Below are 24,852 nucleotides of genomic sequence, written 5' to 3'. Positions count from 1 at the left end.
CGCGCAGGATAGAGCATCGAAGCCGGGTACTTCTGGGGGAACAGACACGACTACGCTCCGGGCCCGTCGCCTGTGCAGCGGTCCCGGAGGTGTCGCTGAAGGATCCGCCGAGGTCACCGGCATCACCTTTTCACCCGAATGCTCCAGGTCAAGGACCGCCTCGCCGCGCGTCCCCATTGCATGCCGACTGCCGCGTCAACTGCCATCCATCGCCATCACGTTCGACGAACCCCAGTGAGTGGAGTTCGTACAACCGGCCGAGCGCTTCGTCGGTGCCGGTGCCCGCGGTGCGGGCGATGTCCCTCGCGTTGACGGAACCGCGGGAGGGCAGGGCGTCGAGGATCCGGGCGCAGACGGCGTTCAGCAGGTCCCTGGGAAGCAGAGGACCGCGTCGGGCGGGAGCGAGATCACCGATGTCCCCGACCAGTTCGGCCACCTCCGAGGCATCCGTGACCAGGACGCCTTCGCCCCGGAGCAGTTCATGGACACCGGCCGACAGTCCGCTGGTGGCGGGTCCCGGAACCCCCATGGTGAAGCGGCCGAGCTGCTGAGCCCTGCGCGCCGTGACCAGCGAACCGCTGCGGTATTGCGCCTCCACCACCACCGTTCCCCGCGTCAACGCGGCAATCACCCTGTTCCGAAGGACAAATCTGCTGCGTGTCGGATGATCGGACGGTGGCAACTCTCCGATGACCAGACCCTGTTCCGCCACGCGTCCGATCAGCTCGGCATGGCCTCGGGGATAGGCGACGTCGACGCCGCAGGCCAGGACCGCCATCGTCGCCCCGCCGGCCGCGAGTGCGCCACGGTGTGCCGCCCCGTCCACTCCGTACGCGGCGCCCGACACGACCACCCATCCCAGCTCCGCCAGCCCGGAAGCGAGGCTCGCCGCCATATGCGCCCCGTACGGAGTACAGGCGCGTGCACCGACCACGGCGACGGAACGCAGCGCCCAGAGCCGCAGATCGGCCCGGCCCCGCACCCAGAGCGCGGTCGGCCTGGAGTCACCCAGGTCGTCGAGCTGGCTGGGCCACTCCCGGTCACCGGGACAGACCAGGCGGCCGCCCACCGCGGCGACCGCCGCGAGGTCCCCCTCGGGCTCGGCCGACCCGACCCGCAACCGGTATCCGGCGAGCCGCTTCGGTGTCATGCCGCTCAGCCCTTCCGCGGTCCCGTCGCGGGACGCGAGCCGCCGCATCAGCTCGACGGCGCCGACTTGGCGCAGCCAGCGGCCACCGTGCTCGTCCCCCGGCTCCAGCACACGGGTCAGCGCAGCCCGTGCCAGCCGCTCCCGCTCCCCCACCGTCCCCGGCGCGCGTACCGGTGGGCGGCCGCCCACCGCCTCCGGCGTCATCACGCCCCGCCCCTCGCCGTAGCCCCCCGCGTCATGACGTCCCGCCCCGGGCCAGGGCTCCCCGGGCGATCCCGGTGCGTAGTTCCAGGGCCACCGCGATGTCGGACGCCTCCGGACGATCCGCGCCCCGCAGATCGGCGACGGTCCACGCCACCCGCAGCACCCGGTCGAGTCCCCGCGCGGTGAGCAGCCCCCGCTCCATGTCCCGTTCGGCCTCCATGAGCGCCCCCGGCGCAGCGAGCAGCCGGGTTCGCAGCTCATGGCCGGGTACCTCGCTGTTGGTGGTCCATCCCGTGCCCGCAAGCCGTTCTGCCGCCCGGGCCCGGGCTTCCCGTACGCGCGCCGCGACGACGGCCGTGGACTCGCCCCGGCCTCTGAGGCCCATGAGGTCCTCGCGCGTGACCGGTGCGACGACCACCCGCAGATCCACCCGGTCGAGCATCGGCCCGGAGAGTCTCGCCTGGTAGCGGCGGACCGAAGAGGGCGGGCATTCGCAACCGGCGCCGGTGAGGGTGTGGCGCCCGCACGGGCAGGGATTGGCCGCCAGCACCATCAGGAACCTGGCGGGCAGCCGCACCACTCCGGCGCTGCGCGCCACCACCACATGCCCCGACTCCAGCGGCTGGCGCAGCGCGTCGAGCGCCCGGACGGAAAACTCCGGCGCCTCGTCCAGGAACAGCACGCCCCTGTGGGCCAGGGAGACCGCCCCGGGCCTCGGTAGCCCGTTCCCCCCGCCGACCAGCGACTGCATCGTCGCCGAGTGGTGCGGCGCACAGTAGGGCGCCCGGGTGATCAGCGGCTCACCCGGCGGCAGGATGCCCGCCACCGAGTGCACCGCGGTCACCTCCAGGGATTCCTGTCGGCTCAGCGTCGGCAGAATCGCGGACAGCCGCTCGGCCAGCATGGTCTTGCCCGCGCCCGGCGGTCCGGAGAGCAGCAGATGATGCCCGCCCGCCGCTGCGACCGCGAGGGCCAGACGCGGCGTCTCCTGGCCGGCGACGTCCGCCAGGTCCGGGGGACGTCCCTCGCCCTGCGCGGAGACCCGTGCCAGTCCGCTGCCGATGCCCGCGCCCGGCACCATCAGCCCCGCCAGCATCGTGGAGGGGCGTCCTTCCTCGTCACCCTCCCGCTCGTCGGGTACCGGCTCGTCGCTGAGCACGGCGATCAACTGCCGCAGGCTCCGCACCCCGAGGACCGAGACGCCGGGTACCAGCGCCGCCTCGCCCGCGGTCTGTTTGGGCACGACGACCTTCCGGTACCCCGCCTCCGCAGCGGCAAGCACGGCAGGCAGCACACCGCGGACCGGCCGCACCCATCCGTCGAGGCCGAGCTCCCCGATCATCACCACATCGGAGATGGCCGAGGGATCGATCCGCTCGGCCGCACCGAGTACGGCACACGCGACAGCAAGATCGAAGCCGCTGCCTCCTTTGGGCACGGAAGCCGGGGAGAGCCCGACCGTGAGTTTCTTCTGCGGCCACTCCGCCCCGGAGTTGACCACGGCGGCCCTGACCCGGTCCCGACTCTCCACCAGGCTCTTGTCCGGCAGACCGACCAGGGTGAACGCCGCCACCCCCGGCTCCAGGTCGGCCTGGACCTCCACCACCACGCCTTCGACGCCGACCAGCGCCACCGAGCACGCCCGCGCGAACCCCATCAGGCCACCCCGCGCGCGTGCTCGACGACCGGCGCACCCCGTCCGGGCAACGTCACACCGATCAGATCGATCCGCACCCCGCCCGGCGGCGGGCCGCCGTTCCGGTCGAGCCAGATCTCGGCGAGCCGCCGCAACCGGTCCGCCTTCACCGGGCCGACGGCCGCCATCGGATGCTGGAACGCCCCCGCCCTGCGGGTCTTGACCTCGCAGACGACCAGCGCGTCCCCGTCCATCGCCACGATGTCGATCTCACCGGCGCGACAGCGCCAGTTCCGTTCCAGTACGGCCATGCCGGCGTCGGTCAGCAGCCGCGCCGCCAGATCCTCGCCGTACCGCCCGAGTGCCCCCCGTGCGTTCATTCGGCACCACCTCCGGCACCGACGATGACGCGTCCGAGTCCCGCTGGTGGATCTTGGTGGACAACTCGGCGGTTGTGGACAACCCGGCCACCCGAATGGACCGGCGACCGCCGCGGCGGCTCAGCCGCCCGGAAGTTCCAGATCGCTCTTGCTGAGTTCTTCGATGTTGACGTCCTTGAAGGTCAGGACGCGTACCTGCTTGACGAACCGGGCGGGCCGGTACATGTCCCAGACCCATGCGTCCGCCATGGACACCTCGAAGAAGACCTCACCCTGAACCGAGTGCACCTGCATCTCGTAGTCGTTGGTGAGGTAGAAGCGCCGTTCGGTCTCGATCACGTATTTGAACAGACCGACGACATCTCGGTACTCCCGGTAGAGCTTCAGCTCCATCTCGGTCTCGTACTTTTCGAGGTCCTCGGCGCTCATTGGCATGTTCCCCTTCAGCCGTGCGTCCACCTATTGTGCGCCAGGCTCCCGCACCCCCGAAGGCTCAGGCGATTTCGGGGGCCAGGACCACTGGCGTACGCGGCGGACCCTCGTCGAGCAGCGTGCGCAGCAGCCCGGCGAGCCTGGTCGGGTACACCGTCTCACGCGCCACCGACAGTTCGCTGCAGGTCCACCACCTCAGGCCCGAGACACTGCGCTGTTCCAGCCCGGTGAGCCCGCTCAGATCCGTCTCGGTCTGCGTGGTACGTGCCAGGTAGTACCACTCGTCCTGGTCCCAGCGCCGCCCGTCGAACGGGAAGGAGCAGATGCGCTGCCAGAGCACGGGGCCGAGCTCGACGCCCATGATCCCGGTCTCCTCGGCGAGCTCGCGCAGCGCGGCCTCCTCGCGGGTCTCGTCGCCCTCCAGGCCGCCTCCGGGCGTGAACCACCAGGTGATGTCGGGGTTGTCCGGTTCGTAGCCGTGCATCAGCAGAATGCGGTCGTCGGGGTCGAGCAGGATCACCCTGGCGACCTTCCGGATCTCAGCGGGCACCCGCTGGCACCTTCCCGCCCTGTTCACGCCTGTTCCGTGCGGACCGCGCCGCGATCGGCCCGTACGCCGCGCCGCCGACGATGAGCACCGCACCCGCCACCACGGCCCCGACCTGCAGCTCCAGCGGTCCGGGCTGCGACACCCCGCCGGGAAGAACCGCGAACGCCTGCGGTCGCTCGATCATCCCGTTCATCGGCCAGGCGACGGCGTCCACCCGGGCCCGCACGGCACTGCGCGGTACCGAGCCCTGCCCCGGGTCGTCGAGGTGGACCCGGGAGTCCAGGGAGCCGCTGCGCTCGTCGCCGAGGAGGAAGAGCTGCCCCTTGGGCACCTCCGCCGAGAAGTTCTTCACCGAGGCGAGGCCCTTCGCCTGCAGATACGGTTCCTCAATGGGCTTGCCGTTGACGGTGAGTCGGCCGTTCTTCTCGCAGCAGGCGATCAGGTCGCCGCCGATGCCCACGACCCGCTTCACCATGGGCATGTCGCCCCACGCGGGGTCCTTGAAGACCACCACGTCACCGCGGCGCACCTCGGCGCCGTCCACCCGCTCCGCGAGCACCCGGTCACCGGCACGCACCGTCGGCGTCATCGATTCGGTCGGCACGGTGTACGGCTTGTACACCACCGCCGCCCAGGCGAACCCGCCGAGGAAGAGCACACAGCCGACGGCCACGGCCAGCCCGGACAGCATGCTGCCGAGCCGACCGTGGCCGTCACTCGTACGTCCAGTTCCACTCATCCCAGCGTCCCCCACCTCGGAGATCGACAATCGCTGATCCGAGTCGGCACCCTACCCGGCAGTACGCCCGGCGGTCAGCCTCCTGCGACGCCACAACACGAGCGGAAGCGCTCCGGCTACACCGAGTGCTCCCGGCGCCAGCCCCATCGCGGCGTTCAGCCCCGGTTGGTCGAAGGTGCTCGGAACCGGCAGGGTCGCCCAGCGGTTGATGGGCCATGCCACCACGATGGCCCGGCCGACCACCTCGTCCGTGGAGACCGTGCCCTGCCCCGGCAGCTCCTGGTGGTAGCGGGAGTCCAGGGAGTTCTGGCGGTGGTCGCCCATCACCCAGATACGGCCCTGGGGCACCGTGATCGGACCGAACGGCTCGTCGTTGCACGGGGTGTTCCCGGGGTAGATGAACGACTGCTCGTCCAGCGCCTTGCCGTTGACGACGACCGGCCCGTTCTTCCTGCACTCCACGGTGTCGCCGCCGACCGCGATGACCCGCTTGATCAGGTCCTTCTCCTCGGCGGACGGCATCAGTCCGATGAAGCTGAGGAACTTCTGCGCAAGGTTCGGCTGGGGCGTCGACTCGCCGTCCACCAGCCAGCCGCCCGGGTCGTGGAAGACCACGACCTCGCCGCGCTGCGGCTCGGAGCCGAACCAGGGGGTCAGCTTGTCGACCAGCACCCGGTCGCCCCGCTGGAGCGTGTTCTGCATCGAGTCCGAGGGAATCGAGAACGCCTGCACCAGAAACGTCTTGATCAGCAACGCCAGAATCAGCGCGATGCCGATGAGCAGGGGCAGCTCCTTCCAGAAGGAGCGTGGCTTCCCGGGAGCCCTACCACCACCGTCCGGGGAGTCGCCGTCACTCTCCGCCCGGTCCGGCGTCACCTCGGCAGACCTTTCGCTCTCGGGCCGGTCCTCGGGTTCGTCGTGTCCGGATCGTGCGCCGACCGCCAAATCCCCCACATCCACTCCTCACTCCGTGCCACCGCCTGCCCCCTAGTCGGTGCAGGCCCACCACTCCCATAACGAGCGGGAGTTCCGCAGGGGTCGGGAGCCGGACCATTCCATTGAGGTCCTGGGACGACACACTATTCGACGGTGCGTACGCCACCGACGTCCCGGCGCGCGCGTCCGGGACCGAAGCGAACGTCTCGGGCTCTCCCAGTCTCCGCCAGTGACCGAAGGGCCAGGCGATGACGACAGCCCGTCCCACGACCGCGTCCTCGGGGACCGTGCCGTGATCCGGCTCGTCCAGGTGGAAGCGCGAGTCGGCGGAATTGGAGCGGTGGTCGCCCATGACGAAGATTCGGCCGTCCGGAACCTTTACCTCGAATTTGAGCGTGGAGGGCGGGTTTCCCGGATGAAGATAGGGCTCGTCGAGCGGTACGCCGTTGACGGTGACCCTGCCGTCCTTGTCGCAGCACTTCACGGTGTCACCGCCGACGGCGATCACCCGCTTGATCAGATCCTGTTCGTCGTCGGACGGCAGCAGCCCGATGAAGGTCAGCACTTCCTTCACCTGTTTGACGACGACGGGCGGATCCTGCTTCGCGACGTTCTCCTGCCGCAGCCAGCTTCCCGGGTCCTTGAAGACGACCACGTCACCGCGGTGCGGCTTGGATCCGAACCAGGGCGTCAGCTTGTCCACCAGCACCCGGTCGCCTATCCGGATCGTCTGCTCCATCGAACCGGACGGGATCACGAAGGCCTGCACCAGGAACGTCTTGAGGACGAGCGCGATGAGCAGCGCCACGGTGATGAGGAGGGGTATCTCCTTCACGGCGGACCTGCGCCGCCGCCGTTTGACCCGGCGCGCCAGCTTGCGCCGCTCCGCCCGGGTCGGCAGCGAGCGCGCGGCCGTCGGCCTGGTGCCGGTCGGCAGCGGAACGTCGGCGTCCGACCCGCCGCTCGCCCGTCCTCGGTTACCCATGCGTGCCGCCCGGTATCCGTACGGCGTCGAAGGCGCCGGTCTTCGGGATCGAGCCCAGCCGGCCCAGCGGCCAGCCGATCCAGTCCACCCGGCCGATGACCATGTCGACCGGCACCATGCCGCCGCCGGGCTCTCCGAGATGGTCACGGGAGTCGCGGGAGTTGCTCCGGTGATCGCCCATCATCCACAGCGTGCCGTCGGGGACGACGATGTCGAAGGCCACCCGGGACGGGGCGTCGCCGGAATGGAGGTACTCCTCGTCCAACGGCGCCCCGTTCACCTCGATCCTGCCCTGCTTGTCGCAGCAGACCACCCGGTCGCCGCCCACGCCCACCACCCGCTTCACGAAGTCGGTCTCGGCAGGTTCCGCCAGCCCCAGGGACGCTGCCGCGCCGTGCAGCAGCCCGGTGACGGGGTTCTCGGCGGGTGCCACCTGGACGAAGGAGCCGGTGCCGTCGAAGACCACCACGTCACCGCGGTGCGGTACGGAGCCGAAACGGTACGCCAGTTTGTTGACGAGCACCCGGTCCCCCACCCGCAGGGTGGACTCCATCGAGCCACTGGGGATCAGGAACGGCTGCAGCACATAAGTACTGAAGAGCAGCAGGAAGACCGAGCAGACAGCGCCGAGGAAGGCCGCACGCCGCCACGACAGCGAGGCGAACCGGTCCAAAATACGCGAAGAGCGCGACCTCTCCTCCGCCCCTGCTTCGGGTGTGGAGGAGCGGTCGCGCTCCGTGTGCTTTGCTTCCGTGTCCATCGGAGCCAGAGTTTATCCGGCCGAGCCGCGGAGCTGGGAGTTAGCTCAGTTGTCGCGCTTCTCCTTGATCTTCGCGGCCTTGCCGCGCAGCTCACGGAGGTAGTACAGCTTGGCGCGACGGACGTCACCGCGGGTGACGAGCTCGATCTTCTCGAAGATCGGGCTGTGCACCGGGAAGGTGCGCTCGACGCCGACGCTGAAGGAGACCTTGCGGACCGTGAAGGTCTCGCTGACGCCAGAGCCCTGGCGGCGGATGACTACGCCCTTGAACTGCTGGATACGGGAGCGGTTGCCCTCGATCACTCGCACGTGGACGTTGACGGTGTCACCGGGACGGAACGCCGGAACGTCCGTACGCAGGGAAGCGGCGTTGACGCCATCGAGCAGGGAAGCCATGTTGTCTGCTTTCTTCGCCGATGCCACAGGTCATCGACGGGAGATCGTAAGGAGATGGGGTGCTGATCGCGTCGGGCGGGCGTCGTTCCCCCTGTGGCAGGGGCGCACACCGGACGTACAGCAGCGGCTCATTCTTCCACGGCTTCGGGCCTGCGCCAAAATCGGCCACCGGGCTCCGGGGACCAGCCGAGGATGGAGAGGATCTCACGGTCCTTCTTGTCGAAGGCACTCGCCTCGCAGCGCTCGATCAGATCGGGCCGGTTGAGCGCGGTGCGGCGGAACGCCTCGTCCCGCCGCCAGCGCGCGATCTTCCCGTGATGACCGCTGAGCAGGACGTCCGGAATGCCCCGGCCGCGCCACTCGGGCGGCTTGGTGAAGACCGGCCCCTCCAGCAGATCGGCCATGGCGCCGGGCGCGAAGGAGTCGTCGCGGTGCGACTCGACGTTACCGAGCACGCCGGGCAGCAGCCGGGCCACCGCCTCCGTGATCACCAGTACGGCGGCTTCCCCGCCGGCCAGCACGTAGTCGCCGATGGAGACCTCGACGACCGGCATCCGCGTGGCGTACTCGTCCATCACCCGACGGTCGATGCCCTCGTAGCGGGCCGGGGTGAAGATCAGCCACGGTCGCTCGGAGAGCTCCACGGCGAGCTTCTGGGTGAACGGGCGGCCGCTGGGCGTCGGCACCACGAGCACCGGAGAGTGCGCCCCCGCCTCGTACCCGTCCGCCAGCACCTCGTCCAGGGCGTCGCCCCACGGCCCGGTCTTCATGACCATGCCGGGACCGCCGCCGTACGGGGTGTCGTCGACCGTGTTGTGCCGGTCGTACGTCCAGTGCCGCAGATCGCGCACGTGCACATCGAGGCGCCCGCGGGCGCGGGCCTTGCCGACGAGCGAGACGTTCAGCGGTTCCAGGTACTCGGGAAAGATCGTGACGACGTCGAGCCGCATCAGGCTTCGTTCTCCTGCTCGGCGGCCTCGTCGTCCCGCGCGGAGGCGACCACGGCCTGGCTGTCGTCGATCAGGCCGGGCGGCGGGGTGATGACCGCGCGCTGCTCCTCCAGATCGATCTCGGTGACGATCTCCTCGACGAACGGAATCATCACCTCGCTGCCGTCCGGGCGCTCGACGATGAAGAGGTCCTGGGACGGCAGGTGCGAGATCTCGGTGATCCGGCCGATCTCGGTGCCGTCGGCGAGGACCACATCGAGGTCGATGAGCTGGTGGTCGTAGAACTCCTCGGGGTCCTCCGGAAGTTCCGCCGGGTCGACGTCGGCGATCAGCAGGGTGTTCCGGAGGGCCTCGGCGGCCGTACGGTCCCGTACGCCCTCGAACCGCAGCAGCAGCCTGCCACTGTGCACCCGGCCGACCTCGATCGTCAGCGGTCCGTTCGCGGCCGGGTCGGTGGTGAGTACGGCCCCGGGACCGAGCCTGAGCTCCGGCTCGTCCGTGCGTACCTCGACGGTGACCTCGCCCTTGATGCCGTGGGCGCGGCCGATCCGCGCAACTACCAGCTGCACCTTGTGTCTCTCCTGTCATACGACGACGGGCCGGGGCGGGCGCATGGCCCTCCCCGGCCCGTGCCGGTGTTCAACTCTGTCAGCGAACCTGGTCCACGTCGACGAGGTCGACGCGGATGCCACGGCCGCCGATGGCGCCCACGACCGTTCGCAGCGCGCGTGCGGTGCGGCCGTTGCGGCCGATCACCTTGCCGAGGTCATCGGGGTGAACCCGGACCTCCAGCACACGACCACGGCGCAGGTTGCGCGAGGCGACCTGCACATCGTCGGGGTTGTCGACGATGCCCTTCACGAGGTGCTCGAGAGCCTCCTCGAGCATGCTCAGGCCTCGGTCGACTCGGCGGGCGCGGCAGCGTCAGCAGCCTCGTCAGCCTTCTTGTCGGACTTCTTTGCCTTCTGCGTGATGGCCTCGCCCTTGGACTCCTCGCCGGTGTCCTTGGCCAGGGCCTCGAACAGGGCGCGCTTGTCAGCCTTGGGCTCCGGCTGCAGCAGCGGCGCGGGGGCCGGGAGACCCTTGTGGGCCTGCCAGTCACCGGTGAGCTTCAGGATCGCGAGAACCGGCTCGGTCGGCTGAGCGCCGACAGACAGCCAGTACTGCGCACGCTCCGAGTTGACCTCGATGCGCGAGGGGTTCTGCACCGGGTGGTACAGGCCGATCTCCTCGATGGCCCGGCCGTCACGGCGGGTACGGGAGTCGGCGACGACGATGCGGTAGTGAGGCGAACGGATCTTGCCCAGACGCTTCAGCTTGATCTTGACTGCCACGGAAGTGGTGTCTCCTGGTCTATGACGTGGTTGGGCACAACGAAGATGCCACGTGGGGTTGCGGTACTCGGGTGCCCGATGGACGCGTCAGCCGGAGGAGAGAGGGGTCCTGTTCGACTGTCGAGTACAGCTTGCCATTGTGCCACACCACGTCGGGTCACCCCACCGCGACCGCTGCTTCCGGGATCCGGAACGGCTTCCCGCAGCCCCCGCAGACGATCGGCGCCTGGGCGAGGACCGAGGGAACGACCCGGACGTTGCGTCCGCAGTCGCAGACGGCCTTGACCCGCACGCCTCCGCCGGAGGAGCCGTGCCGGGCGGCCGGCCCGCGGAAGGAGCGCTTGGTGTCGGCGGCGGTGGCGACCGTGTGCGCCTTGAGGGCGCGCTGCAGCCGCTCGATCGTCGGGCGGTACCTCCGCTTCGCCTCGGGATTGAGCGTGACCAGCGAGAAGCCACTGCTGGGGTGGGGTTCCTCGGCATGATCGAGGCCCAACTCCTCGGCGATCGCGAGGAATCTGCGGTTGTGGTAGCGGCCGGCGCGGGAGGTGTCGCGGACACCTCGTGCGGCGGCGATTCCATGGACTGCCTCATGCAGCAGTCGCTCGAAGGAGAGCTCGGCGCCACAGGCGGACGAGGACTCTCCGATCAGGGACTCTGGCGCGGCAAGATCGGGCAGCTCGGGGTGGTACCGCTGAATGTCGGCCCACGCCTGTGCCAGCTCTGCGGCAAGTACAGGTGGTGTCGTGCTCACGTCGTGACAACGAGCGCGAGTGCCCCGGTGTTCCTATTCCGGGGCATCCCAAATAAATTGCACGTACCAGTCAGTTGCCGTTGATGCGCCCTGACGAGGGCGGGTGCGCCGATCTGTGGAGAACTCTCACAGCTCACACCAAGGTGGTACGTAGTGCCGGGTACGCCCCGGTGCGTAGACAATGCCTCCGCGCCGGGGTTCCGACGGCTCCGGGAGCGCCGGGGGGCCTCAGTAGGCGCGGGCCACGACGGCGACACTACCCGGGGCGTCGTCCGACACCGGCACCGACCCGTCCTCGGCCACCAGACACCGCACCGACGCCCCGTGCTCCGCGAGCCGGGCCTCCCCCGCCGGACCGAGGACGTCCCACGCAATACGCGCCCAGCCGCCCGCTGCCGCCGCCTCCGCGGCCTCGTCGACGGTGGACACCTCGCTGGTACGGGACTCGCGGCGGGCCCGGGACTCGCGCAGCAGCGTCGCCTGGTCCTCCTCCAGGACCGCCGGGAGCAGGGCCGGCAGTGCCTCGATCGCGACCGGCTCCTTCCCGCCCGGGATGCGGCGGGCCAGCATCGCGGTGCCGTTCTCCAGGTCGCGCGGACCGATCTCGATCCGAACGGGCACGCCCTTCAGCTCCCAGTCGACCGCGCGGCGGCCGAACGGGGTGTCGGTCCGGTCGTCGATCCGGACCCTGATCCCGGCCTCGCGCAGCCGGTCGCCGATCTCACGGACCGCGGTCAGTACCGCCTCGTCCTCCTTGATCGCGAGGACGACCACCTGCACGGCGGCGAGCCGCGGCGGGACGCGGAGCCCCCGGTCGTCACCGTGGGACATGATCAGGCCGCCGACCATCCGGGTCGAGGAGCCCCAGGAGGTCTGCCAGACCAGCTCCTGCCTGCCCTCCCGGGACAGGTACTCGGTGTGGAACGCCTTGGCGAAATTGGTGCCGAGCTCATGGCTCGTACCCATCTGCAGGGCCTTGCCGTCGCCCATCATCGATTCGAGCGTGAGGGTGTTGATGGCGCCCGCGAACCGTTCGCTCGGGGTCTTGCGGCCGAGCACCACATCGATGCCCAGGACCTGGGTCATGAAGTCCGCGTAGACGTCCCGGTGGATGTACGCGGCGTAGTCGCGGGCGTCCTCGTAGGTCGCGTGGGCCGTGTGCCCCTCCTGCCAGAGGAATTCGGTCGTACGGAGAAAGACCCGCGGACGCATCTCCCAGCGGACGACGTTCGCCCACTGGTTGATCAGCAGGGGCAGATCCCGGTAGCTCTGCACCCATTTCGAGAAGTACTCATTGATGATCGTTTCGGACGTCGGCCGCACCACCACGGGCTCTTCGAGGTCCTTCCCGCCGCCGTGGGTGACGATGGCCAGCTCGGGTGCGAAGCCCTCGACGTGCTGGGCCTCGCGTGTCAGGTAAGACTGGGGGATGAAGAGCGGGAAGTAGGCGTTCTGGGCGCCCGCGTCCTTGATGCGGGCATCCATCTCCTGCTGCATCCGCTCCCACAGGCTGTATCCGTACGGTCGGATGACCATGGTGCCGCGCACCGGGCCGTTGTCCGCAAGTTCGGCCTTGTTGATCAGATCCTGGTACCAGCGGGGAAAGTCCTCGGCCTGGGGTGTGAGAACGGGTGCTTTTGCCATGGCGCGCATCGTACGGCGACATCGCCTTTCCCACGGAGTGACGGGACCGGTCACGGCCGACCGTCTGCGGGGGCGCACGACCGAGGCGCACAACCATTGCCCTCCGCCCTCTGGACGCGGTCGCGGATGCGCAGTTCTCTGACATACGGGGGGAGTGCGGGCACGCACACGCGGGGGCCGTCCATCACTCGGGAACGACCTACCTCTCGGCGGATTGGGGCGCTTTCCATGACACCAACGCTCGTCCGGCACCACGGGCAGACAGATCCGTCCGCCCCGATGGACCCCGGAACCCGTGCTCGTGACTGGGCCGAGATCCAGGAGCGGATGCTCGCGCCGCTGTACGAAGCGGTGTACGACCGGCTCGAAGTCGGAGCCGGTACGCGGATGCTCTCCCTCGGCTGCGGCTCCGGGCTCGCGCTGCTGATCGCGGCCGCCCGCGGGGCGCGCGTGACCGGCGTCGACACCGACCGTGAACGCCTTGATCTGGCCCGCGAACGGCTGCTGCCGGAAGCGGCGTGGGACGGCGGCCCCGATCCGGCCCCGGCCGGGCCGCCCCAACTCTTCGCCGGTGATCCGTCCGCCGTCGCACCGGCCGACGGTGTCCCGTACAACCTGCTCACCGTGTTCTCCCCGATCGGCTGTTCGGCGGGTGACTCCGAAGGGCTGCTGCCCGCCCTGGAGTCCGCCCTGCCGCTGCTCGCCCGGGGCAGCTCGGTGGTGCTGACCGGCTGGGGTCCCCCCGAGCGGTGCGCGACCGCGGCAGTGCTCCGGGTGGCGGCCCGGCTCACCGACGGGGCCCGGGCGCCCCGCGCGGGTGGGTGGCGCCCGGCGCGCAGGGACGATCTGGAGGACGTGGCGTTCCGGGCCGGACTGAATCCGAACGGCTCGGGGCGGGTGGCGTGCCCGTTCGGCTACGCGGACCTGGACAGTGCGGTGCGCGGGCTGCTGTCGACGCGGCTGTTCGATGCGGCGGTGCGGGCGACGGACCGCTCCCAGGTGGAGAAGGAGGTCGCGGAGGCACTGCACCCGCACCGGCGCCAGGACGGCACGGTGTGGATGCCGAATGTCTTCCGCTATCTCGTCTGCACCTCCTGAAGCCGGTGCGAACGCGATGGGGCGGTCCTACTTGGCCAGGCGCGGGATGCCGGCCGCCCGGTAGGCCGCCTCCTCGTCCAGCGTCTCGTTCTGCAGCAGCGCCGCCGCCAGCGCGTCCAGCTTCTCCCGGTGCTCGCCCAGCAGCCGCTGCGCCTCGATGTAGCACTCGTCGACGATGCGCCGCATCTCGTCGTCCACGGCGTCCAGCGTGGCCGGCGCCGCCGAGAGCCCGTACGCCTGCTGGACGTCGCCCGGGATCGCCGTCAGCCTGCCGACCCTGCTGCTCATCCCCCAGCGTCCGACCATTCCGCGCGCCAGATTGGTGACCTGTTCCAGGTCACTCTCCGAGCCCGTGGTGACCACTTCGTAGACCAGCTGTTCCGCGGCCATACCGCCGAGGGCACCGATGATGCGGCCGCGCAGATACTGCTCGGTGTACGCGTACCTGTCGGCGTCCGGCGTCGAGAGAGTGACGCCGAGGGCCCTGCCGCGCGGCACGATGGTCACCTTGCGCACGGGGTCGGCGCCCGGCTGGACCATGCCGAGCAGGGCGTGGCCGCTCTCGTGGTACGCGGTCCTGCGCCGCTCCTCCTCCGGCATGACGAGCGGTCTTTCGGCTCCGAGCTGGACCTTCTCCAGGGCGTCCGACAGGTCGGTCTGGCTGACCTCGGACTGCTGGCGCTTGACGGCGAGAAGCGCGGCTTCGTTGGCGAGGTTGGCGAGGTCGGCACCGGTCATGCCGGGCGTCGTCCGCGCCACCTGACCGAGACTCACGTCCTCGGAGAGCGGGATCTGCCGGGTGTGGATCTTCAGGATGGCCTCCCGGCCGGTCCGGTCGGGAGGGCTCACCTGGACGATCCGGTCGAAGCGGCCGGGCCGGGTGAGGGCGGGGTCGAGGACGTCGGCGCGGTTGGTCGCGGCGAGGACGACGACGCCTTCCGAGCCGGAGAAGCCGTCCATCTCGGTGAGGATCTGGTTCAGCGTCTGTTCGCGCTCGTCATGGCCGCCCATGCCGGAGCCGCCGCCGCGGGCCCTGCCGATGGTGTCGATCTCGTCGATGAAGACGATGGCGGGGGCGACCTTGCGGGCCTCCGCGAACAGTTCCCGTACCCGGCCGGCACCGACGCCGACGATCATCTCGATGAACTCGGAGGCGGAGGCGGAGAAGAACGGCACGCCCGCCTCGCCGGCGACGGCCCGCGCCAGGAGTGTCTTTCCGGTGCCGGGCGGACCCGCGAGCAGCACTCCCCCGGGCATCCGGGCGCCCATCCGCCGGTACTGCTGCGGGTTCTTCAGGAAGTCGACGACGTCGTTGAGTTCGCCCTCGACCTCGTCGATGCCGGCCACATCCTCGAAGGTGGTGCGCTTGCCCGCCTCCAGTTCGACCGGTTTGGGCGGGGCCTTGCGGCCGAAGCCGCCCATCCCGCCGCCCATGCCCCGGGACATCCGCCGGGCGATGAGCACCCAGAGCAGGACGAGCAGCAGCATCGGTGCCAGCGAGATCAGCAGGTTGGCGAGGAAACTGCGTTCCTTGACGACCGGCTCGGCGGTGACGGTGACGTCGTCCTTCACCAGCTCGGCCCAGAGGTTGTCGTCGGCGAACGCGGGCCGCTGGGTGACGAACTTGGTGTACGTCTCGTCGGTGCCCGGGATCTTCGCCCCCTTCTTGAGCTGCCCCTGGATGGCATCGCCCTTGGAGTAGATCTTGGAGACGTTGCCCGCCGTGACCTGCTTGCTGAACTCCGTGTACGCGATGGTCGGCTCGTTCCTCCCGTTGAAGAAGGACAGCACCAGGTTGGCGAGCAGATAGACGGCCAGTGCGGTCAGCAGCAGTCCGCCCCAGCCGCCCGGCATCTTCCGGCCCGGCGGTGTGGGCGGTGGGGCACCTTCCGAGCGCCACGGCTGGTCGGTCCGATCGCGTGGCGGTACGGGATTGGTCACGCGCGCTCCTCTGCCGACAGCCGTTGAGCCGACATTAAAGGAGAAATACAACCAAAGCCCTCCGAGAAGCCGTCTGCTGGGCCCGTGGAGGGACACCGACACGACACGGGCGCGCAACCGGGTGGCACGGGGAAGGGGCACCCGCCCATGGCGAATGCCCCTTGCCTGTGCGCCCCTGCGGGCGTCGGGTGTCAGCCCGTGAACTTCTTGAAAGCCTCGGGAAGCTCGAAGTTCTGGTCGTCCTGCGCCGGAAGACCGAACGCGCCACCCTGCGCCGCCGCCTGCTCGCGACGGGCGGCAGCGGCCTGCTCCTCGGCCTTCCGCTTCATCGGGTTGCCGCTCTTGCGCTTGCCCTTGGCCTGCTTGACCTGCTTCTTCTGCCGGCCCGCGCCGCCACCCATGCCGGGCATCCCCGGCATGCCCGGCATGCCGCCGCCCTGCGCCATCTTCGACATCATCTTGCGCGCCTCGAAGAACCGCTCCACCAGGTTCTTCACGGCGGACACCTCGACACCGGAGCCCTTGGCGATACGGGCCCGGCGCGAACCGTTGATGATCGTCGGTTCCTGGCGCTCGTGCGGCGTCATCGACTTGATGATCGCGGCGGTACGGTCCACGTCGCGCTCGTCGATGTTGTTGATCTGGTCCTTGATCTGCCCCATGCCGGGCAGCATGCCGAGCAGCTTGGAGATGGAGCCCATCTTCCTGACCTGCTCCATCTGGGCCAGGAAGTCGTCGAGGGTGAAGTCCTTGCCCTTGCTGGACGCCAGCTTGGAGGCCATTTTGGCGGCCTCTTCCTGGCTGAAGGTCTTCTCCGCCTGCTCGATCAGGGTGAGCAGGTCACCCATGTCGAGGATGCGGGACGCCATGCGGTCGGGGTGGAAGGCGTCGAAGTCCTCGAGCTTCTCACCGTTCGACGCGAACATGATCTGCTTGCCCGTGACGTGGGCGATCGACAGGGCCGCACCACCGCGGGCGTCACCGTCGAGCTTGGAGAGCACCACACCGTCGAAACCGACGCCGTCGCGGAAGGCCTCGGCGGTGTTGACCGCGTCCTGGCCGATCATCGCGTCGACGACGAAGAGGATCTCGTCGGGGCTGACGGCGTCGCGGATGTCCGCGGCCTGCTGCATCAGCTCCTCGTCGATACCGAGGCGGCCGGCGGTGTCGACGATGACCACGTCGTACTGCTTGGCCCGGGCGTGCTCGATGGAGTCCTTGGCAACCTGGACCGGGTCACCGACGCCGTTGCCCGGCTGCGGGGCGTAGACCGCCACACCGGCGCGGTCGGCGACGACGCTCAGCTGGTTGACGGCGTTGGGGCGCTGGAGGTCACAGGCGACGAGCAGCGGGGAGTGGCCCTGGCCCTTGAGCCAGAGGCCGAGCTTTCCGGCGAGGGTGGTCTTACCGGCACCCTGCAGACCCGCGAGCATGATCACGGTGGGCGGGTTCTTGGCGAACCGCAGCCGCCGGGTCTCGCCACCGAGGATGCCGACAAGCTCCTCGTTGACGATCTTGACGACCTGCTGGGCGGGGTTCAGCGCCTGGGAGACCTCGACGCCGCGCGCCCGGTCCTTGACGTTGGCGATGAAAGCGCGCACGACGGGAAGCGCGACATCGGCCTCGAGCAGGGCGATACGGATCTCGCGGGCCGTGGCGTCGATGTCCGCCTCGGACAAGCGGCCCTTGCCCCTGAGGTTCTTGAAAGTCGCGCTAAGGCGGTCGGAGAGAGTATCGAACACGGCGCTCGTCGGTCCTCAGGGTCGGGGTCGGGTGCAGGTCAGTCGTCCCCAAGGGTATCCGGACGCCGGGAAACGCAAAGCCCTCGCCCGTTTCTCGTGACGGACGAGGGCCCTTCCGCGTGGTCGCGGGGGTCAGCCCAGAGCCCGCTCGACCTCTCGGGCCAGCTCTGTTGCGCGTGCGTCGGACAGCGGCTCCCCGTCCGCCCCTGTGACATAGAAGGCATCCACCGCGTTGGCACCGAGCGTCGACGCGTGTGCGCTGCGCACCCGGACCGTGCTCTGTTCCAGCGCCCGCCCGATCCGGTGCAGCAGCCCCGGGGCGTCCTGGGCACGCACCTCGATCACGGTCGCGAGCCGCGAGCCCGCCGCCGCGACCGTCACCCGAGGTGGTGGCGCCTTCACCCCGCGGCGCCGCGGGTAGGCGGCTTCGCGTTCGGCGAGACGGGCCGGGATGTCGAGGGAACCGTCCAGGGCGCGGACGAGATCGGCGCGGAGCCGGGCTGCCTGCGGCAGGGAGCCGTACTCCGCCGCCACCCGCCAGCTGAGCAGCAGCACGTCGACGCACTCGCCGAGCTCGGTGGGCAGTTCGACGGCGCGCAGGTCGGCCGCGCGGACGGTCAGGCGGTGCAGGGCGAGGACTCCGGCGGCGGCGGGCAGGACGCCCGGGCGGTCGGGGAGGGCGATGAGGAGTTCGACACCGATGGGTTCCGGTTCGCCGTCCTCGTCCGGGGTCTCGGCCTGGGCGTGCAGGGCGAGGACGGGTTCGCCGGTGCGCAGCGCCTCGATGGCCAGCCGTTCCTGTTCGGCACTGGGTTCGACGGGTTCCGGATCGGCGGTTGCCTCGCCGGCGAGGACCGCGGCGACACGTGTGACGAGATCGGCGACGAGGGAGGCGCGCCAGGTGGACCAGGCGGCGGGCCCGGTGGCGAGCGCGTCGGCCTCGGTGAGGGCGTGCAGGAGCTCCAGCGTGGACGCGCTGCCGACGGCGGTGGCGACGGAGCGGACGGTGGCCGGGTCGTCGAGGTCACGACGGGTGGCGGTCTCGACGAGCAGCAGATGGTGGCGCACGAGCGTGGCGATGACGCCCACGTCGTGCTGGTCGAAGCCGATCCGGGCGGCGACGTCGCGGGCGATGACCTCCCCGGCGACGGAGTGGTCGCCGGGCCAGCCCTTGCCGATGTCGTGGAGCAGGGCGGCGACGAGCAGGAGGTCGGGGCGGCCGACGCGGCGGGTGAGCGAGGAGGCGCGGACGGCCGCTTCGACGAGGTGCCGGTCGACGGTCCAGGTGTGGACGGGGTTGCGCTGCGGGCGGCAGTGGACGCGTTCCCAGTCGGGCAGCAGCCGGGTGATCAGCCCTTCCGCTTCGAGGGCCTCCCAGACGGGGACGGTGGCCTCGCCCGCGCCGAGCAGGGTGACGAGTTCCTCACGGGCCTCGGCGGGCCAGGGCACGGGCAGCGGGCGGGCGGCGGCGGCGAGGTGGCGCACGACGTGGCGGGAGATCGGCAGTTCGGACTGGGCGGCCGCGGCGGCGGCGCGCAGGACGAGCACGGCGTCGTGTTCGGGGCGGGCCGTGCGGGCGAGGACGACCTCGCCGTCGGCCTCGACGACGCCTTCGGCGAGTGGGGTGCGTTCGGTGGCGGCGGTCTTGCCGCCGCCCAGCATGGCGCGCAGCCGGGGGCGAACGGACCGGGCGCGCAGCACGCGGTGGACCTCGCGCCAGGTGACGTCGGTGGCGTACGAGACGGTGCGCGCGGCCTCGTACACCTGGCGCAGCAGTGCGTCGGCGTCGAGGAGGCCGAGGGCGGTGGCGACCTGGTCCTGCTCCTGGAGAGCGAGGCGGTCGGTGGCGCGGCCCGTGGTCAGGTGCAGGGCGTCGCGGGCGTCGAGGAGGATGCGGCGGGCCTCGGCGAGGCCTTCACGGGGGGCGTCGGCGACCCAGGAGGCGGCGACGGCGCGCAGGGCGGTCGCGTCGCGCAGGCCGCCGCGGGCCTCTTTCAGGTCGGGTTCGAGGAGGAACTGGAGCTCGCCCTGGCGTTCGGCGCGTTCGCGGCAGAGTTCGTCGAGGGCGGGAAGCCGTTTGGGAGCCTGGTTCCGCCAGTCGGCGAGGATCGTGGTGCGCATCGCGGCGACCAGGCCGCGGTCTCCCGCGACGGGCCGGGCGTCGAGCAGTCCGAGCTGCACCTTGAGGTCCTCGGCGGCCGCCTTCCGGGCTTCGCCGGGGGTCCGTACGGAGTGGTCGAGGGCGAGGCCGAGGTCCCAGACGGGATACCAGATGCGGTCGGCGAGGGAGGCGATGGCTCCGGCGCCGGCGCTGCCGTCGTGCAGGAGCACGAGGTCGAGGTCGCTGCGCGGGGAGAGTTCGCCGCGGCCGTAGCCGCCGACGGCGACGAGCGCGGCGCCGCGGACGCCGGTCTGTTCGGTGGCGGTGGCGAACAGGGCGGTCAGCCAGTCGTCCGTGAGTGAGGCGAGGGCCGCACGGCGCGGCGGCCCGGGCTGCGCCTTCTCCTGGAGGAGGCGCAGCCGGGCCGCCGCGTAGCCGCTGGGTCCCGAGTCTTCGGATTCGGTGGTCACTTCGGTGCTCGTCACCCAGCTGCCTTTCAGTTTGCGAGGCCGTCGGTCAGAGTGCGTCCGGGCCGCGTTCACCGGTGCGGACCCGTACGGCTGTCTCGACGGGAACGCTCCAGACCTTGCCGTCTCCGATCTTGCCGGTTCGGGCTGCCTTGACCACGACATCGATGAGCTGTTCGGCGTCCTCGTCCTCGACGAGGACCTCGATACGGATCTTGGGGACGAGGTCGACGGTGTACTCGGCTCCCCGGTAGACCTCGGTGTGGCCGCGCTGGCGCCCGTATCCGCTGGCCTCCGTGACCGTGAGGCCCTGGACGCCGAAGGCCTGGAGGGCCTCCTTGATCTCGTCGAGCCGGTGCGGCTTCACGACTGCCGTGATGAGCTTCATGCGTCCACCTTCTTGGTCTGCGCTGCTGCCGTGGTCTCCGATGCCGGTGCGGAGGCCGTACGCGGGGCCGCACCGCCGCCGGCGCCGCTGAAGTCGTACGCGGTCTCGGCGTGTTCGACCTGGTCGATACCGGAGATCTCGTCGTCCTCGTCGACCCGCATGCCGATCGTCCTGTCGAGGAGGAAGGCGAGCGCCGCGGAGACGACCAGAGAGTACGCGAGGACGGCGAAGACCCCGACGGCCTGCTTGCCGAGCTGGTCGAGGCCGCCGCCGTAGAAGAGGCCCTTGGCGTCGGACTGGACACCGCCGGTGGCGAAGAAGCCGATGAGGAGCGAGCCCGCGACACCGCCGACGAGGTGGACGCCGACGACGTCCAGGGAGTCGTCGTAGCCGAACCTGTACTTGAGGCCGACCGCCATCGCGCAGAGCACACCGGCGATGGCACCGACGGCGATGGCACCGAGCGGGCTGATCGCGCCGCCGGACGGGGTGATGGCGACGAGGCCGGCAACCGCGCCGGAAGCGGCGCCGAGAGTGGTGAAGGAACCGTGGCGGAGCTTCTCGTAACCGAGCCAGGCGAGCATCGCGGCGGCGGTGGCGACCTGCGTGTTGACGAACATGACCGCGCCCACACCGTCGTCGTTGCCGAGCCACGAGCCGGCGTTGAAGCCGAACCAGCCGAACCACAGGAGACCGGCGCCGAGCATGACGAGCGGGAGGCTGTGGGGCCGCATCGGGTCCTTCTTGAAGCCGACCCGCTTGCCGATGACGAGGATCACGCCGAGGGCTGCCGCACCCGCGTTGATGTGGACCGCCGTACCACCGGCGAAGTCGATGACACCGAGCTCGAAGAGCCAGCCGCCGGCGCCCCAGACCCAGTGCGCGACCGGGAAGTAGACGACGGTCACCCACAGGACGACGAACAGCGCCCAGGAGGTGAACTTGACGCGGTCGGCGAGGGCGCCGCTGATCAGCGCCGGAGTGATGACCGCGAACATCAGCTGGAAGACGGCGAAGACGTAGATCGGGATCGTGTAGCCGTCCCAGAGCTGGGTGATGCCGATCCCGCTCAGGCCTGCGAAGTCCGAACTCCAGCCGATGAGAGAGCCGATGTCGGTGCCGAAGGCGAGACTGAATCCGTACAGCACCCACAGGATCGTGACGATCCCGAGGCTGATGAAGCTCATCATCAGCATGTTGAGGGTGCTCTTGACGCGGACCATGCCTCCGTAGAAGAAGGCCAGACCCGGGGTCATGATCATCACCAGGGCCGAGCAGATGAGCATGAACCCGGTGTTGGCGGCAGACAGCGTCGGGGCGTCTGCGGCAAGCGTCGTGATGCCTGGGGGCATCGGCGTCTCCTCGTCGTCGGAGCGGCCGCGGGGGGCGAAACGTGCGGGACCACTGTGGAAAAGGTGCGGGCCGGTTATGCGCCATGAGATTCGCCCAGCGCGGTTTCCGCCGATGCCGCACGGTGTTTCGCCACAGTGACGAAGAGGCGTGGCGTGTTACGTCCCCATGAACCGCGAGTGGCGTATCCGCGGCCGGGCCTACCCTGCGGCCGTGGCCGCATACGGTGCGGTTACAACTCTGGAGTACGGGAACGGGAACGCGAACCGGCCACGCCGATCACCCGCTGACCTGGCAAGGGGGAGCCGAAGTCGGTCTGTGCGGGGTGATCGTCGTGGCCGGGGTGAGGGGTGCCCGGTCAGACCGCTTCGGCGGTCTCGGGCAGCTGCTCGGTGAGCAGATCGGTGAGTTGTGCAACCGCGGGAATGTCGCCGAAGTCCCTGGCAGCGGTGTCGACGGTCTTCCGCAGCCGGGTGTTGACGCGCTCGGAGCGGACCTTCTTGGCGACCCGCAGGGCCCGCTCGGCGAGCACCGTGGACTGTTCGGGTTCGCGCTTGAGGAGATGGACGGTGGCGAGGCCGACCAGGTTCAGCGCGTACGACCGCTGGTGCTCGTCGTCCTCACCGAAGAGCTCGACGGCCTTCTCCATGACAGGCTCTGCGAGCGAGGCGTACGTGGGGCTGCGGCCGGCCACATAGGCGAGGTCACGGTACGAGTGGGAGTTCTCGCCGTTCAGTTCGGCCTCGGAGAAGAAGCGGATCCAGTCCGGCTCCGGCTCGCCGTCGATCCCGGCGTCGAGAAAGGTGTCCTCGGCCATTCGGACGGCTCGCTTGCACTTGCTCGGCTGGCCCATGTTGGCGTACGCGCGGGCCTCCATCGCATACAGCATGGCCTGGGTGCGCGGGGTGGCGCAGTCCCGGCTGCCGTACTGGGCGAGATGGATGAGTTCGAGGGCGTCGTCGGGCCGTCCGAGATGGATCATCTGGCGGCTCATGCTCGACAGGACGTAACTGCCCAGCGGTTTGTCGCCGGCCTCCTTCGCGGCGTGCAGCCCGAGGACGAAGTACTTCTGGGCCGTGGGCTGGAGACCGACGTCGTAACTCATCCAGCCCGCCAGTTCGGCGAGTTCCGCCGCACACCGGAAGAGCCGCTTGGCGGTGGCCGCGGGCTGCGGTTCCTGCAACAGGTCGGTGACCTCGTGAAGCTGGCCCACGACGGCCTTGCGTCGCAGTCCGCCGCCGCACTGCGCGTCCCACTGGCGGAACATCACGGTGGTGGATTCCAGCAGGTCGAGCTCGGGGCCGGAGAGCCGGGAGGGACGCCGGGCGGCGGTCGCCGGCTCGGGCTCCGCGGGTGCCGCGACGGGGACCGGCACCAGCCAGCGCTGCATGGGTTCGATGAGGGTGGGACCCGCGGCGAGGGCGAGCGAGGTGCCGAGGAAGCCGCGGCGGGCAAGCATCAGGTCACTGCGGGAGAACTCGCTGAGGAGGGCGACGGTCTGCGGGCCCGCCCAGGGCAGGTCGACGCCGGACACCGACGGTGACTGATGGGCGGAGCGCAGTCCGATGTCCTCGACGGCGACGACGGTGCCGAAGCGCTCGGAGAAGAGCTCGGAAAGGATGCGCGGGATCGGTTCGCGCGGCTGCTCGCCGTCGAGCCAGCGCCGCACCCGGGAGGTGTCGGTGCTGATGTGGTGGGCGCCCATCTGGCGTGCCCTGCGGTTCACCTGCCGCGCCAGCTCGCCCTTCGACCAGCCGCTGCGCACGAACCATGATCCCAATTGCCCGTTGGGGCGCTTACCGGCATTCGTATCGCCTGCGCCGCTGCCACTCACTGGAACGCCCCCATCCCTCTGAATACTGTCGCGCGAACCACTATCAGATTGCCGTGATCCAAAGCCGTCCCTTTGGGGGTGGGGCGCCATCGAACAGGAAATCGGATTGCCTCCGGCATACCCGCAGGCGCACATACTTCCATGGTTCGTGTACCGACGGTAATCCCCCGATCACCGCCTCGGCGAGGGCGTTGACAGAAACGCCACCATTCGCCACCCCTTTGGGGGAACGCGCCTGCCGTCCGGCGCGATTCACTTGACAGACGACGATCAGCAGTGGAAGCAGTGGTGCGCACAGGGGCGCGTGGTTCGTGTCGCACGACCCCCGGCGCTGCCGGATCGTCGGGGCGACGGAGTGTCACAACAGTGCTCCGCGTCGTAACCACCGGCGAGCCGGACCCGTTGGAGGGGGCATGGGCTTCACGATCGGCGGCATCCGGGAGATGCGATCCGGCTCACGGCGTCGAGGCCGTGCGGCCGAGTGCACCGCGGTGGCCGAGTACACAGGACTGTGGGGCTGGGCCGTCGCGCCGGGGGCGCGGGCCATGGCGGGGAGGTGCTCCTGCGGGGACACCGACTGCCTCTCCCCCGGCGCTCATCCGCTGGAGTTCGCCGACGAGGTACCGGCGGGCGCCACGCTGGACACGGCGGCACGCGCATGGGCGGAGGTGCCAGGCGCTTCGATGCTCCTGCCGGTGGGGCGGACGTTCGACGTGCTCGACGTCGCCGAGCAGGCGGGGCGGCGGGCGCTGGTGCGGCTGGAGCGGATGGGGCTGCCGCTGGGCCCGGTGGCCGTGACGCCGTCCGGAAGGGCGCAGTTCTTCGTCGCACCGGGCGCCGCCGCCGAACTTCCGCAGCTGCTGTACCGGATGGGCTGGGACGACGCGGATCTGGATCTGCGGGCACTGGGGCCCGGCTGCCACATCACCGCACCCCCGTCGGACGAGGGCGGTCTCGGTCCGGTCCGCTGGCTGTGTCCGCCGGTCCTGGACACGGCCGCCACGCCACCGCAGGCGCGGCTGCTGCTGGGCACCCTGGCATACATCTGCCACCGCTCGTAGCGGCGGGAACGACGGCGCCGGGC

At 70.1% G+C, this 24,852-nt stretch carries 24 protein-coding genes; 2 read left to right on the top strand and 22 right to left on the bottom strand.

The window, feature by feature from the left end:
* Window positions 1-148: 148 nt before the first annotated feature.
* The 16 genes from dprA to proS form a co-directional block, all read right to left on the bottom strand.
* Window positions 149-1,354, bottom strand: coding sequence for a DNA-processing protein DprA (gene dprA, locus ACFU6I_RS29590; RefSeq protein WP_384372211.1), 1,206 nt, complete (start codon window positions 1,352-1,354; stop codon window positions 149-151).
* Window positions 1,355-1,385: 31 nt separating this feature from the next.
* Window positions 1,386-3,011 (bottom strand): YifB family Mg chelatase-like AAA ATPase, encoded by a 1,626-nt coding sequence (locus ACFU6I_RS29585; protein ID WP_384372186.1) that lies wholly within the window; start codon window positions 3,009-3,011, stop codon window positions 1,386-1,388.
* Window positions 3,011-3,370 (bottom strand): YraN family protein, encoded by a 360-nt coding sequence (locus ACFU6I_RS29580; RefSeq protein ID WP_384372184.1) that lies wholly within the window; start codon window positions 3,368-3,370, stop codon window positions 3,011-3,013. Before ACFU6I_RS29580 ends, ACFU6I_RS29585 begins: the two co-directional genes overlap by 1 nt.
* Window positions 3,371-3,490: 120 nt before the next feature.
* The gene (locus ACFU6I_RS29575; RefSeq protein ID WP_345510613.1) at window positions 3,491-3,799 is read right to left on the bottom strand and encodes a DUF2469 domain-containing protein; all 309 of its coding nucleotides are present in this window, start codon (window positions 3,797-3,799) and stop codon (window positions 3,491-3,493) included.
* A 64-nt stretch (window positions 3,800-3,863) separates the two neighbouring features.
* Window positions 3,864-4,352 carry an NUDIX hydrolase gene (locus ACFU6I_RS29570; protein ID WP_384372182.1) on the bottom strand — a complete coding sequence of 163 codons (489 nt, stop codon included), beginning with the start codon at window positions 4,350-4,352 and terminating at the stop codon, window positions 3,864-3,866.
* The gene (gene lepB / locus ACFU6I_RS29565; protein ID WP_384372180.1) at window positions 4,342-5,091 is read right to left on the bottom strand and encodes a signal peptidase I; all 750 of its coding nucleotides are present in this window, start codon (window positions 5,089-5,091) and stop codon (window positions 4,342-4,344) included. The genes ACFU6I_RS29570 and lepB (ACFU6I_RS29565) overlap by 11 nt, the downstream gene beginning before the upstream one ends.
* 51 nt (window positions 5,092-5,142) lie before the next feature.
* A complete protein-coding gene (gene lepB / locus ACFU6I_RS29560; protein ID WP_384044475.1) occupies window positions 5,143-6,036 on the bottom strand; it encodes a signal peptidase I in 894 nt (297 codons plus the stop codon).
* On the bottom strand, window positions 5,942-7,012 hold the full coding sequence (gene lepB, locus ACFU6I_RS29555) for a signal peptidase I (RefSeq protein WP_384372178.1): 1,071 nt from the start codon (window positions 7,010-7,012) through the stop codon (window positions 5,942-5,944). Before lepB (ACFU6I_RS29555) ends, lepB (ACFU6I_RS29560) begins: the two co-directional genes overlap by 95 nt.
* A complete protein-coding gene (gene lepB / locus ACFU6I_RS29550; protein WP_384372176.1) occupies window positions 7,005-7,772 on the bottom strand; it encodes a signal peptidase I in 768 nt (255 codons plus the stop codon). The genes lepB (ACFU6I_RS29555) and lepB (ACFU6I_RS29550) overlap by 8 nt, the downstream gene beginning before the upstream one ends.
* A gap of 45 nt (window positions 7,773-7,817) precedes the next feature.
* Complete coding sequence (gene rplS, locus ACFU6I_RS29545) at window positions 7,818-8,168, bottom strand: 50S ribosomal protein L19 (RefSeq protein WP_093899094.1); 351 nt, start codon at window positions 8,166-8,168, stop codon at window positions 7,818-7,820.
* Window positions 8,169-8,296: 128 nt separating this feature from the next.
* Window positions 8,297-9,118 carry a tRNA (guanosine(37)-N1)-methyltransferase TrmD gene (trmD, locus tag ACFU6I_RS29540; RefSeq protein ID WP_384372174.1) on the bottom strand — a complete coding sequence of 274 codons (822 nt, stop codon included), beginning with the start codon at window positions 9,116-9,118 and terminating at the stop codon, window positions 8,297-8,299.
* Window positions 9,118-9,687 carry a ribosome maturation factor RimM gene (rimM, locus tag ACFU6I_RS29535; protein WP_384372172.1) on the bottom strand — a complete coding sequence of 190 codons (570 nt, stop codon included), beginning with the start codon at window positions 9,685-9,687 and terminating at the stop codon, window positions 9,118-9,120. Before rimM ends, trmD begins: the two co-directional genes overlap by 1 nt.
* A 79-nt stretch (window positions 9,688-9,766) precedes the next feature.
* Window positions 9,767-10,006: an RNA-binding protein gene (locus ACFU6I_RS29530; RefSeq protein WP_005311361.1), complete on the bottom strand. Its 240-nt coding sequence runs from the start codon at window positions 10,004-10,006 to the stop codon at window positions 9,767-9,769.
* A gap of 2 nt (window positions 10,007-10,008) precedes the next feature.
* A complete protein-coding gene (gene rpsP, locus ACFU6I_RS29525) occupies window positions 10,009-10,452 on the bottom strand; it encodes a 30S ribosomal protein S16 (RefSeq protein ID WP_037689851.1) in 444 nt (147 codons plus the stop codon).
* Window positions 10,453-10,609: 157 nt separating this feature from the next.
* Window positions 10,610-11,203, bottom strand: coding sequence for a hypothetical protein (locus ACFU6I_RS29520; protein WP_030928573.1), 594 nt, complete (start codon window positions 11,201-11,203; stop codon window positions 10,610-10,612).
* A 228-nt stretch (window positions 11,204-11,431) separates the two neighbouring features.
* Window positions 11,432-12,847, bottom strand: coding sequence for a proline--tRNA ligase (gene proS, locus ACFU6I_RS29515; protein ID WP_384372170.1), 1,416 nt, complete (start codon window positions 12,845-12,847; stop codon window positions 11,432-11,434).
* A 228-nt stretch (window positions 12,848-13,075) separates the two neighbouring features.
* On the opposite strand from proS, the gene ACFU6I_RS29510 reads away from it, so the two are divergent.
* The gene (locus tag ACFU6I_RS29510; protein WP_384372168.1) at window positions 13,076-13,945 is read left to right on the top strand and encodes a methyltransferase domain-containing protein; all 870 of its coding nucleotides are present in this window, start codon (window positions 13,076-13,078) and stop codon (window positions 13,943-13,945) included.
* A gap of 27 nt (window positions 13,946-13,972) precedes the next feature.
* Here ACFU6I_RS29510 and ftsH read toward each other — a convergent pair whose 3' ends face one another.
* The 6 genes from ftsH to ACFU6I_RS29480 all read right to left on the bottom strand — a co-directional run bounded on the left by ftsH (window position 13,973) and on the right by ACFU6I_RS29480 (window position 23,768).
* Window positions 13,973-15,886 carry an ATP-dependent zinc metalloprotease FtsH gene (gene ftsH / locus ACFU6I_RS29505; RefSeq protein WP_384372166.1) on the bottom strand — a complete coding sequence of 638 codons (1,914 nt, stop codon included), beginning with the start codon at window positions 15,884-15,886 and terminating at the stop codon, window positions 13,973-13,975.
* 191 nt (window positions 15,887-16,077) lie between these two features.
* Window positions 16,078-17,628, bottom strand: a complete 1,551-nt coding sequence (gene ffh, locus ACFU6I_RS29500) for a signal recognition particle protein (RefSeq protein ID WP_384372164.1) — start codon at window positions 17,626-17,628, stop codon at window positions 16,078-16,080.
* A 132-nt stretch (window positions 17,629-17,760) separates the two neighbouring features.
* Window positions 17,761-20,214 carry a [protein-PII] uridylyltransferase gene (locus tag ACFU6I_RS29495; RefSeq protein WP_384372163.1) on the bottom strand — a complete coding sequence of 818 codons (2,454 nt, stop codon included), beginning with the start codon at window positions 20,212-20,214 and terminating at the stop codon, window positions 17,761-17,763.
* A gap of 31 nt (window positions 20,215-20,245) precedes the next feature.
* A complete protein-coding gene (locus ACFU6I_RS29490) occupies window positions 20,246-20,584 on the bottom strand; it encodes a P-II family nitrogen regulator (protein ID WP_069170469.1) in 339 nt (112 codons plus the stop codon).
* Window positions 20,581-21,936, bottom strand: coding sequence for an ammonium transporter (locus ACFU6I_RS29485; protein WP_384372161.1), 1,356 nt, complete (start codon window positions 21,934-21,936; stop codon window positions 20,581-20,583). The genes ACFU6I_RS29490 and ACFU6I_RS29485 overlap by 4 nt, the downstream gene beginning before the upstream one ends.
* A gap of 356 nt (window positions 21,937-22,292) precedes the next feature.
* On the bottom strand, window positions 22,293-23,768 hold the full coding sequence (locus tag ACFU6I_RS29480) for a hypothetical protein (RefSeq protein WP_384372159.1): 1,476 nt from the start codon (window positions 23,766-23,768) through the stop codon (window positions 22,293-22,295).
* 413 nt (window positions 23,769-24,181) lie between these two features.
* Between ACFU6I_RS29480 and ACFU6I_RS29475 the strand changes: the two genes are divergently transcribed.
* Window positions 24,182-24,829 (top strand): bifunctional DNA primase/polymerase, encoded by a 648-nt coding sequence (locus ACFU6I_RS29475; protein ID WP_384372157.1) that lies wholly within the window; start codon window positions 24,182-24,184, stop codon window positions 24,827-24,829.
* Window positions 24,830-24,852: the final 23 nt, after the last annotated feature.

The organism is Streptomyces sp. NPDC057486 (genome assembly GCF_042802415.1).
In the GTDB taxonomy this organism is placed as follows: Bacteria; Actinomycetota; Actinomycetes; order Streptomycetales; family Streptomycetaceae; genus Streptomyces; species Streptomyces yanii.
This window is presented reverse-complemented; position numbering and strand designations above follow the sequence as displayed.